Source organism: Psychrobacillus sp. FSL W7-1493, from assembly GCF_038004905.1.
Classification (GTDB): Bacteria; Bacillota; Bacilli; order Bacillales_A; family Planococcaceae; genus Psychrobacillus.
In genome coordinates this window covers 3506740-3517869 of record NZ_JBBOSB010000001.1, presented here as the reverse complement: position 1 = coordinate 3517869, position 11130 = coordinate 3506740, and the positions used below count along the sequence as shown (strand labels likewise).

The 11130-nt window shown below is 36.0% G+C and carries 9 protein-coding genes; 7 read left to right on the top strand and 2 right to left on the bottom strand.

The genetic code is table 11. From position 1 onward, the window contains the following. A partial coding sequence (locus MKX96_RS17395; RefSeq protein ID WP_340885810.1) for an IS1182 family transposase occupies positions 1–1199 on the top strand: 1199 nt, incomplete at its 5' end. 103 nt (positions 1200–1302) lie between these two features. Here the strand turns inward: MKX96_RS17395 and MKX96_RS17390 are convergent. Next, positions 1303–1629: a general stress protein gene (locus MKX96_RS17390; protein ID WP_169359058.1), complete on the bottom strand. Its 327-nt coding sequence runs from the start codon at positions 1627–1629 to the stop codon at positions 1303–1305. Positions 1630–1765: 136 nt separating this feature from the next. On the opposite strand from MKX96_RS17390, the gene MKX96_RS17385 reads away from it, so the two are divergent. Beyond that, on the top strand, positions 1766–2263 hold the full coding sequence (locus MKX96_RS17385) for a flavin reductase family protein (protein ID WP_340885809.1): 498 nt from the start codon (positions 1766–1768) through the stop codon (positions 2261–2263). A gap of 443 nt (positions 2264–2706) precedes the next feature. Next, on the top strand, positions 2707–3561 hold the full coding sequence (locus tag MKX96_RS17380) for an effector binding domain-containing protein (protein WP_340885806.1): 855 nt from the start codon (positions 2707–2709) through the stop codon (positions 3559–3561). A 245-nt stretch (positions 3562–3806) separates the two neighbouring features. Here the strand turns inward: MKX96_RS17380 and MKX96_RS17375 are convergent, their stop codons facing one another. Further along, complete coding sequence (locus tag MKX96_RS17375) at positions 3807–4265, bottom strand: hypothetical protein (RefSeq protein ID WP_340885804.1); 459 nt, start codon at positions 4263–4265, stop codon at positions 3807–3809. 344 nt (positions 4266–4609) lie between these two features. On the opposite strand from MKX96_RS17375, the gene MKX96_RS17370 reads away from it, so the two are divergent. From MKX96_RS17370 to MKX96_RS17355, 4 genes are read left to right on the top strand one after another with little or no spacing between them, the layout of a single operon-like run. Beyond that, entirely contained in the window at positions 4610–5482 is an 873-nt protein-coding gene (locus tag MKX96_RS17370) for a response regulator transcription factor (protein WP_340885803.1), read from the top strand. Continuing rightward, positions 5473–6522, top strand: coding sequence for a HEAT repeat domain-containing protein (locus MKX96_RS17365; RefSeq protein WP_340885801.1), 1050 nt, complete (start codon positions 5473–5475; stop codon positions 6520–6522). Before MKX96_RS17370 ends, MKX96_RS17365 begins: the two co-directional genes overlap by 10 nt. Then, the gene (locus tag MKX96_RS17360) at positions 6522–7943 is read left to right on the top strand and encodes a glycosyltransferase family 2 protein (RefSeq protein ID WP_340885799.1); all 1422 of its coding nucleotides are present in this window, start codon (positions 6522–6524) and stop codon (positions 7941–7943) included. Before MKX96_RS17365 ends, MKX96_RS17360 begins: the two co-directional genes overlap by 1 nt. A 5-nt stretch (positions 7944–7948) precedes the next feature. Continuing rightward, on the top strand, positions 7949–11068 hold the full coding sequence (locus MKX96_RS17355; protein ID WP_340885797.1) for a hypothetical protein: 3120 nt from the start codon (positions 7949–7951) through the stop codon (positions 11066–11068). Positions 11069–11130: the final 62 nt, after the last annotated feature.

The following is an 11130-nucleotide window of genomic DNA, read 5'->3' as shown; positions in this document are numbered from 1 at the left end:
TTGAGGAGAAGCTGATTGACCAACAAGCGATTTTTATTGATGGCACAAAGCTTGAAGCAAACGCAAATAAATTCACATTCGTTTGGAAAAAGTCGATTGAAAAGCATCACGCCAACTTAGTCGAAAAATCGAATCAAGTATATGAACAACTACTCGAAGAACAGGTTATACCAGCAATTGAGCGTGAAAGCATGGAACAGCTTTCTGTAAAAGAACTTGGAGAAGTTGCAGTAACACTTGAGGATGTAGTCGATGACTACACTACAAAAATTACTACCTCTGATGATGTCATTGAACGAAAACGACTTCGAGCTGAACGTAAAACACCAAAGCAATTATTGAAACAAGTAGATGATTGGATGAAACGCAAACAAAAGTATGAACAAGATTTAGAGATACTGGGTACACGAAATAGCTATTCTAAAACTGATCAAGACGCCACATTCATGCGCATGAAAGATGACTATATGCAGAATGGACAATTGAAGGCTGGATATAATATACAAATAGCAACAGAAAACCAGTTTACTTTAGCTTATGATGTATTCCCTAATCCAACTGATACAAAAACACTTTCACCTTTTTTAGATGTAATTGAAGAACAATATTTTAAATTACCAAAGCATATCGTAGCAGATGCCGGATACGGCAGTGAACCCAATTATGAGGATATTATATCTAAGAGAAAACGTAAGCCCTTAATTACATACGGTATGTATCGAAAAGAACAGCAGAAAAAATATAAGGTTGATCCTTTTAAAACGAGTAATTGGTCTTATGATGAAGAAGCCGATACGTATACCCGTCCAAACAATCAAACGTTATCATTCCTTCACCATTCAACACGTAAAGATTCTACTGGGTTCGTGCGCCACTTTAAAGTGTATGAATGTGAAGATTGTACAGATTGTCCGTTTCGTAGTTTGTGTACGAAAGCCGGTGAAGGAACGAATCGTAAACTCGCAGTAAATACGAAATGGGAACAACAAAAAGCATATGTACAACAAAAGCTTTCAGAAGAAAAAACAGCAGCTATCTATCGTCAACGTAAAACTGACGTGGAGCCAGTTTTTGGATTTCTGAAAGCTAATTTAGGTTTTACACGATTTTCTGTTCGTGGAAAAACCAAAGTGAAAAATGAAATCGGCCTCGCATTAATGGCCACAAACTTAAGGAAATATTCATTAAGAGGGCTGTAAGCCCTCTACTTTCTATAAGAATTAGAAAAGGGCGAGTCGTTTTTGACGACTCACCCTTTAAAACTAGCTTAGAACCTATTTATGTCCCAGCCTCTTCTACTTCTTATTTAGGATCATGAGCAATAATTACTAGTTTACCTTGATCTAATTCTTTTTCTGCAGCTTCTGCTTCTTGAGTGGTTAATCCTGCACCGCTCATTTTAGCTCGTAGTTCATCTCCACGTGAAGAGAACATATTCTTCATTGATTGAAGGAATCCCATCTCCTTCACTCCAACATCAGAAGTATCTAATGCGTCATTTACGTCGTCTGCACGATCTTTTGAATGTGCAAAAATATGAATATGGTCTTTATGGTACCCTTGAGTTTCTAATCGTTCGATTTCTTGCTTAGCCTGTACGGCATTTTCTACAGTTAATTTGACTGTCATATAAAATCCCTCCAGTATTTGTTCTCCTTCATACTTTACCCGTCCTGAATAAATTTAAACTAAATACAAAACGTATTATGTGAAACAATAAATGGTATTTGTTATGATGAAAGAAAAATAGAATGGAAGTTGCCGGATGGAAAACCAATCAAAACGAATAGAAAGTTTTAAGGCTGCAATGGGAAATTACCCGACAGGAGTAACCGTGGTAACTGCTTTAGATCAACAAGGTAAACCGATGGGAATGACTGTTAACTCCTTTGCCTCTGTCTCTTTGGATCCATTACTTGTTCTCTGGTCTATTGATAAAAAAGCGTTCTTATATGAAGAGTTTTTAAAAGCGGACAAGTTTGTAGTGAACATATTAGCAGAGGATCAAAGTGACCTTTGTAATTTGTTCGCCAGCCGAGTAGAAGATCGTTTTTCTGGCTGTGAATGGCGAGCATCCGAATTAAATCAGCCGATATTAGCAAATAGTCTTTCTGTTTTAGAATGTACATTATTTAAACAAGTAGAAGCTGGCGATCATACTATATTAATAGGAGAAGTCACGGATATAAAGAATGAGGAAAAAAATCCTTTGCTATACCACCGTCGCTTTGTCGGGGCTATTCCTAAAGAGTTTTATAATTAAGTATTCGGTGGCTAGGATATGTTAAAGGTAAAGATGGATTTAAAATACACATAAAGAATGAGTTAGGATATTTTCTCCTGACTCATTTTATTTTAATATTGGTTTTTACTAAAGCACCCATTACTTTAAGTGCATCTTTTTTACCGATTCTTCTATTCCACTCATTAAACGCCCCCCATCGAATTCTCACCATCGCATGATCGAAGGATTTCGAACGCTGCATATTACTGTCTTTGTGAGATTCCTGCCAAAACAGCACGCTAGTAGATTCTTATTCTACATTACTTAAGAGTTTTACTTCCCTATAACTTTTAGGATGCCCCTTTATTTTGGTGAATTAAAAGATAAAATTATTTATAGAAATAAATTCTGACAGAACAGAGCATTGAAAGACAGGTATTTAAAGTGAAATAAATTTACTATTTAATTAAGGAGGAAATAGCATGTCAACTTGGTTAGAATCGTTACAAAAAGCAATTAACTATATAGAAGAGAATTTATTAGAAGAAATTTCGATAGAGGACATTGCAAATGAAGCAAGCTCTTCTGCATTCAACTTTCAACGAGCATTTGGATTATTAACAGAAACCACAGTAGGTGAATATATTCGACGTAGAAGATTGACTTTGGCAGCAGACGAGTTAAAAAGAACAGACAGTAAGATTATCGACCTTGCATTTAAGTACGGCTATGATACTCCCGAGGCTTTTTCAAAAGCCTTTAGGCGTCAGCATGAGGTTTCACCAAGTGACGCTAGAAAAAATATTGGCAAGATCAAATCATATAACCGCCTTGTGATAGAGGTGAGATTGAAAGGGGCAGAACCAATGAAATATCAAATCGTAGAACGTGAAGGTTTCCAAGCAATAGGTATAAAAAAAGAATTTTTACTTGAGAACGAGGGCAATTTAATCGGAATCCCTAAAATGTGGGATGAATTAAATGGTGATGGCACTACTGACAAGCTAGTACAAATTAATAATGGACAAATTAAAGGAATGCTTGGTATTTGTGTAGAAAAACCACATGAGAAAATTGACTATTGGGTTGCTACAGAATATGCAGGTGACGTTAAAGAAGGATTTGAAGTAATTGAACTTCCAGCTTCTAAATGGGGTGTTTTTGAAGTACATGGTCCAATGCCTGATGCAATGACAAAAGTTTGGAAACAAATTTTCACTGAATGGTTCCCTGCTAACGGATATCAACATGCAGGAACTCCAGAGTTCGAAAGGTATACAGAAGATGATCCATTCAGTCCAGATTGCTATTCAGAAATTTGGATTCCATTAAAATAATTTGAAATAGATGTCCCATTCGTCGACGCCAAAACGACTAGTGGGATTTTTGAATGGAGGCTAGATATACTTTCTTCTCCGACCCAACAACTATACAGTTCAATTAGTTTATCTTTGGATTCGTACATGTTTTTTGGGTTCATATATTCCAAAATCTCTATTCCCCAGTCACTTGATACTTCGTAAACAAAAGGAGTGGTAAATTGATGTTTTTTCACTTCTCAACGGTTATACTTGTTAATCAATCATTTAAGTACATTTTTTAAGGCTTCCTCAATATCTGTTTCCAGGTCATTTTTTGATAAATCATATAGTGTACCTGAACCTTCAGAATAACCACCAAAGTAATACCACAATTGAATTGTATCTGCATAAAAATCATCCTCAAATTTTGGACTATCATAATCTATCGCTATTTGAGATCGATACTCTTTTTCTAGACATTTTTCGGAATTTAAGCATTTTACTTCATCGCCATCAATATCCCTGCAAATCCAAATTCTTAGATTGGGTTTTCCCTGAATTTTGAATACATTTTCATACTTTTTCTGGAGAACTTTACCACATTCTTCTCCTAGCTTTTCTAATTCAATTATGTTTCTTTTTAACTCTTTGTTTATCTCACTTTTTGTAATTAGAATGTACTTGTTACCAAGCTTATTTTGTTCATCCTTCTTAAATAACTTTCTTAATTCATCCAGCATATTTTCCCACCTGCCTAGAGTACCCCGTCTTAAAGTATTCGATTTCTCCTTAAACTAACCTACTTACGTTCGTTAAAGTGTAACATTTTACAAACAAAACAACTTCATGAATATCCACCATAGTCTTAAACATAGACCATAAAAAAGACCCCACAAACTGTATCAATGGTAAATTTTTCGAGGTCTTTTGAACTACTAGGTATAATCATTAAATAACATTTGTGAGAAATTACTCAATTGAAAATTTTAAATTGTCTAATCTTCTATAAATTGGGTATATAAATGGTAAAATTATATTATTTGTAAACAAAAATAAAATAATGGAAAAAGTTAGGGGGATTAAATTGAGCTTAACTATACATAACGGAGAGTATGACTCTAAACAAGCATTCGCGCAAATAAAAGATTTTTTTAACGTTTTAAAAGCAAATGTTGTTCGCTCTCGTATGACAATTACTGCTGTTTTTTTATCAGCCTCTTTTAAGAAATTAGAATTCAAGCAAGAGGATTTAACATCCTATTTAGGGAACCAAATTAGAAAAACTGATTTTCTTTTTGAACTTAAGGAGCCTCATAAATGGTGTATCATACTATCCCAAAGTGGGGAGGAGGAAGCGCAAGCCTTTCTTAATAGGTTGTTTGCAGACTCTAACATTGTCTCTTCTTTGACTCTATCGGCAATTATTATAGAGATAGGGAATAATCGCGTAGAGTTTGAGGAATTATTAGAGGTTGGAAACAGAGCTTTAGATGAGGTCATTAGTACTGGAAGTCCCTTTGAAGTATCATACATACCACAATTTAAAGAAAAAGATGTAGAAAAAATTAAGGTTAGTATTCTTGAGGAAAATGAAATATTTCGGAATGTACTAAGCTCTTCCATGGAAAATATGAATGTTGATATGTTCGAATTAGAGATAAAAGCTTTCTCTGATGGGTACGATTTTTTAGAATCTAATTGGTATCGTTCTAGCCATACACATATCATCATTATGAACGATATTTTACCTAGAAAAAATGGTCTAGAAGTTTTGCATATGGTTAAACAGCTCCCTAATGAACAACGCTTTATAACTTACATGATGACTAAGAAAAAATCGGAGGAGGACATGCTCTATGCCTACGAAATAGGGGTAGATGAGTATTTGATAAAACCATTTAATATTAGACTTTTTGAGGCACAGATAAGAAGGACTTTTGAAAGGTTATGGCTATGATTCAAATTTCCATTAAATTTGTCCTCCTACTGATCTGTCTATTAACATTGTTACTGGTTTCTATCGGTCTTTACTTAATTATAAAGAGAGTCAAAGAGGTAAAGATAAAAGCGAAAATAGCATCTTATGTCAGCAAGCATGAAGAGAATTGGCGTCGTTTCTTAATAGAAGGGGTACCCTTTAATCCGGAGGTCATTCCTAAAAGTAGAGAAGAGATAATAGGTATAGAAGAAATATTTTCGACCTACTTAAAGAATCTCTCAAACGAATCCATTCAAGAAAAAATTAGTCAATTTTCTAATGAATACTTAAAGGACTACTATTTGAAGCTTCTGCAAAGTAAAAGCTGGAGTAAACGAATGAATGCTATGTTTCATATTGAAGATTTTAAGATTGACTCCCTGGAAAAAGATTGTGAAAAGCTCGGGAGAAAGAAAATCTCAAGAGAAGAATACTTTCAGCTTTTGAAAATCTACTCGCTATTTAATAAAAATTTATTTTTACAGCATATCCTGATCAGTAATGTTCAACTATCAGAATATGAGTATAAAAAACTACTTTTAAATCTCCCACCTGAGCTTTTGGATACCTTAACCGATAAAATTGTGGATTTACCTAAAACATGTCGCTATGCCTTAATTGATACCTTGGGGCTTAAAAGAGATATAGAGTATTTGCCTCATCTAGAAGTACAACTACAGCAAGAGGATATTGAGATTCGGATAAAATCCCTTAGGGCGATTTATGAGATTGGATTTATTAATAATCCAGAAAATTATTTAGCTTTTGTGAAATCTCCAGTTTGGGAGGAAAGGCTAATGATAGCTAAATTGTTTCAGCTTTTACCACTTTCTTATACGCTCCCTCATTTAGAAATACTTTTAGAGGATGAGTCGTGGTGGGTCCGCTCTCAGGCTGCCAAAACAATGATGAAGGATAAAAGGGGAAGGACTAGCCTGGAAGAGTATATAGAGCATTCAAGTGATCGGTATGCAATTGATATGGCCAATGAGGCACTAGGGAAAGGACTTAAACCATAATGGGCTTAGCCAATATTTTAGATTATATACTTTTGTTTTTTGCCGGAATCATATTGTTTTATATGGTCATCGTTATTTTAACGTATAGTATTATGCTTTTCATGGCTTTCCATCAGCTAAAAAAGCAATCCAAACTGGATAAGGATGAATTAGACGATGATTATATAGATGTGATTTATTCAAAGCCAGTCTCGATTATTGTCCCAGCTTACAACGAAGAAGCAGGTGTGATTGATAGTATCCATTCTCTTTTAAGTCTGCGATACCCACAAACAGAGTTAATCGTTGTTAATGACGGGTCTACTGATTCTACACAACAGAGGATCATTGACCAATTTAAAATGAAAAGAATAACAAAAATTATACGAGATCAGTTATCAACAGAGCCTATATTAGATATTTATCAGTCAGACATTCACCCTAACTTGTTGTTAGTAAATAAAAAAAATGGAGGAAAGGCTGACGCATTAAATGCAGGCATTAATGTCTCGAGATACCCTTACTTTTGCTCCATTGATGGAGATTCTATCCTTGAAGAGACTTCTTTGCTTCGGGTGATGAAGCCTATTATTTTATCTAACGGTGAAGTTATCGCAACGGGTGGTAATATTCGAATAGCAAACGGATCAGATATTCAATTAGGATCTATATTTAAAACTGGTCTATCGAATAACTTCTTAGTTGTTATGCAGGTTGTAGAATATTTAAGAGCTTTTCTTATGGGAAGAATTGCACTTAGTAAATTTAACTTAGTACTAATTATATCTGGTGCCTTTAGTGTTTTCTCCAAGCAATGGGTGATAGAGGCAGGTGGGTATTCCAAGCATAATATTGGAGAAGATATGGAGCTGGTCGTTAAACTTCACCGCCTACTTAAGGAAAAAAAATCAAAGAAACGTATTGAATTTGTGCCTGATCCCGTTTGCTGGACGGAGGCTCCACAAGACCTATCAACATTAAGGAAGCAAAGAAGAAGATGGCACCAGGGGTTAATAACAAGCTTATGGAAACATAGAAAAATGACCCTTAATCCAAAGTACGGAGGAATCGGTATGATTTCTTTTCCTTACTTCTGGATTGTAGAATGCTTGGGACCTGTTATTGAATTGGGAGGATATATTTATATTATTATTGCCTTCTTTTTAGGAGATATCTATTACGAGATTGCTATACTTCTTGCGCTATTATTTGTTGTTTATGGAGCCATCTTTTCAGCGTTATCCATATTATTAGAAGCATGGAGTACAAATGCATTCCCGAAAGTTCGGGATGTGTTTAGGTTAATCGTAGTATCCCTTTCGGAAATTTTTTGGTACAAGCCTTTAACGTTATTTTGGAGATGTGAAGGGTTGCTCCATTTTATACTGGGTAAAAACGTATGGGGAACTATGCAGCGTAAAGGCTTATCGCAGAAAGGATAGTGGAGATGAAACGATTTTATTTAGTTTGTATTGCTATCCTCTGTATTTTACTTCTACCAATTATACTGTGGTTTTTAGAACCAAATGAAAAGGTGAGTATAGCCATTATTGATAAGACTGTACCAGATGATTCTTACCGAGAGCATTTAGGACTCACTTGGTTACTCAATCATCTAAAATATTCGAATGGTGATGAAGAATATGATGCATCATCCGATTACTTTGGGTTTATGCCAAATAATAAGGAAAAAATACGGGCATTGCCTGATGACTATTCGAATTATGATGTAATTTACTTGGCTGATACTTACGGTGTTCATGAGGGTAGTAGTGAAGCTTATGGTGGACTGGAGCAAGTAGAGTGGAACAATATTCTAAAGAGATTAAATGATCGAGATAAAAGCTTGTTAATCGCAGAATTTAATACTTTTGCCTTTCCTACTGAACCTCCAGTTAGAGAAAGTGTGGAAAATTATTTAGGACTCCAGTGGACTGGCTGGACAGGAAGATATTTTGAAGATTTGGACCCAACTAGCAATGAAGAGATTCCAAATTGGGTGATTGCCTCTGTAGAAGATTGGAGCTACGTCGGAGAAGGATTTGTGTTAGTAAACGACCAAAATGATGTCATTGTTTTGGAGAGTGATCAGCATTTTGGTGAAAAAGGAATTCAAGTATCCTTTACGAAGGATGGAAAAGCCAAATTTGATCTCGAGAAAAGTACGGATTACAAATATTGGTTTGACATAGTAGTGCCGCAAGAGGGAACTGAGGTTTTAGCTAATTATCAATGGGATTTAACAGCAGCAGGTAAGAGTTTACTTGAGGAGTATTCAATCCCAACAGAATTTGCTGCAGTTTTGGCAAGAGAACAATCAAATTCATCTAGTTATTATTTTGCAGGTGACTTCAATGATGTAGCAAAGGTTCCTGCTTTTTATCAGCTGAAGGGGCTTGCAAACATCTATAAATTTGCTGAGAGATTTGCTGATAATGCTTTTTACTGGTCTACGTATGTTCCTATGATGAAGGTAATATTGGAAGACTTCCGTACAAGTGAGGGGACCGACATGGAAGATGGCTTGGGCTATAACGCGAGAGTAAAAGGTGAAACATTTGAAGTGTATGAGAATGACCAGTGGAAGCCCTTAACCATTAAAGGGGTAAACATCGGCATGGGAAAACCAGGCTACTTTCCTGGAGAAGCAGCTATTACAGAGGAAGAATATTATCGCTGGTTCAAACAAATAGGTGATATGCACGCTAACATGGTGCGCGTATATACATTACATCCTCCCGGCTTTTATAATGCCTTGAAACGCTATAACGAAGAACATGAAAATAAGATTTATGTACTTCATGGCGTTTGGATCAATGAAGAAAAGCTGGAGGAATCATTAGACGCTTTTGAGGAAGAAAATTTAAAAGATTTTCAAACGGAAATGAAGACAATTGTCGATGTTATCCATGGAAACAAAATAGTCAAAGAGAGGCCAGGGCATGCTTCCGGTGTTTACAATGCTGATGTGTCTGAGTATATCGCAGGGTGGGTTCTAGGCATTGAATGGTACCCTTACATGGTACTGAATACAAATGAAAAGCACAGCTCCATAGGAGAGTATGACGGTACATATTTTGAGACGAAGGGAGCAAGGCCCTTTGAATATTGGTTGGCAGAGCAAATGGATACTATCGTTACGTATGAAAAAGAGAGCTATAACTGGGTAAGACCTATGAGCTTTACCAACTGGGTGACAACGGATATTTTAGAGCATCCCGCAGAGCCAGCTGAACAGGAGGATCTGGTAGGTGTAGATCCTAACGTCATCTATACAAAAAATGAAATGAAGCTAACTGAGCAATTCGCTTCCTACCATGTCTACCCCTATTATCCTGACTTCTTTAATTATGAGGAGTCCTATCAAAAATTTGTAGATCACCGTGGTGAATTTAATAGCTATGCTGCTTACTTAAAGGAGCTACACGAGGTGCATCGTATGCCAATACTAATTGCCGAATTTGGAGTGCCAGGCTCTAGGGGGCTAACGCATAAAAATCCATTTGGTTGGAATCAGGGTTTTCATTCTGAAGAGGAGCAGGGCAAAATTATTAGCCGTCTATTTGAAGATATTATGGCAGAAAAGCTCTTAGGAGGCTTAGTTTTCACCTGGCAAGATGAATGGTTTAAGCGTACGTGGAATACCGTGGACTATGATAATCCAGATAGACGCCCTTATTGGTCTAATGCACAGACAAATGAGCAACAGTTTGGTCTTTTGAGCTTTGATCGCCATAAGATTAGAGTCGATGGAAAAACAGAGGAATGGAAGGGGAAGCCTATCTATGAAAAGAAAGACGGAAGTATGCGATCTTTATATGTAGATCATGATGAAAGATATTTATATATAAGATTAGATTATGATACGTCATTTACAGGATACCCTATGATTCTTCTAGATGTCGTTCCGAATCAAGGAAATACTAAGCTTGAGGGCTTGCCTAATATTTCTTTTATGAACGGGATAGACTTTATTGTAAATTTAAAGGAAAGTGAATCTCGTTTACTGGTCGATCAATATTACGACTTTTTCTCCTATCAATATGGTCATGTATTAAACTTACTAAAGCCAAAGCCGACAACTCCTTCATTGGATAGCGGGAAATTTGTAAAAGAGCAATATGCCTTAAATAAGGAACTATATTTGCCCCAACAAAAAACAACGCTTCCCTTTGAATCCTATGAAGCAGGAAAGCTAAAACGGGGAAATGGAAATCCAGATGCTAGTGATTATAATTCACTAGCGGATTATTACATAGCCGATGGTAAAATCGAGCTTAGAATTCCTTGGCTATTACTACGTGCCAAAGACCCTAGTCAAAAAGAGTTCATGGGGGATTTATACAAGGATGGAATAGAGGCAAGCAAGTTTGTGGATGAAATATTTGTAGGTGCCTTGTTACTGAATGAGGAAGACATTCTTCAGGATACGTTACCTTCCATGGAAGCAAGTGTTTTACCAAAGCTAAATAGCTATACTTGGGATAAGTGGGATCTACCTGAATACGAGGAGCGCTTAAAAGAGTCTTATACCATCGTACAAGATCTATTTGGTCGATATAAATAAATTAAGTAAAGACGTGAAATCAAGTAGCTGATTTCACGTCTTTCAATTTTTTAACTAGTGAT

What these genes read in the sequence shown, in the direction of transcription:
- MKX96_RS17385 (WP_340885809.1), top strand. Translation starts at nt 1,766, where the DNA reads ATGGAAAACCAATCAAAACGAATAGAAAGTTTTAAGGCTGCAATGGGA.
- MKX96_RS17375 (WP_340885804.1), bottom strand. Translation starts at nt 4,265, where the DNA reads ATGCTGGATGAATTAAGAAAGTTATTTAAGAAGGATGAACAAAATAAG.
- MKX96_RS17380 (WP_340885806.1), top strand. Translation starts at nt 2,707, where the DNA reads ATGTCAACTTGGTTAGAATCGTTACAAAAAGCAATTAACTATATAGAA.
- MKX96_RS17355 (WP_340885797.1), top strand. Translation starts at nt 7,949, where the DNA reads ATGAAACGATTTTATTTAGTTTGTATTGCTATCCTCTGTATTTTACTT.
- MKX96_RS17365 (WP_340885801.1), top strand. Translation starts at nt 5,473, where the DNA reads ATGGCTATGATTCAAATTTCCATTAAATTTGTCCTCCTACTGATCTGT.
- MKX96_RS17390 (WP_169359058.1), bottom strand. Translation starts at nt 1,629, where the DNA reads ATGACAGTCAAATTAACTGTAGAAAATGCCGTACAGGCTAAGCAAGAA.
- MKX96_RS17360 (WP_340885799.1), top strand. Translation starts at nt 6,522, where the DNA reads ATGGGCTTAGCCAATATTTTAGATTATATACTTTTGTTTTTTGCCGGA.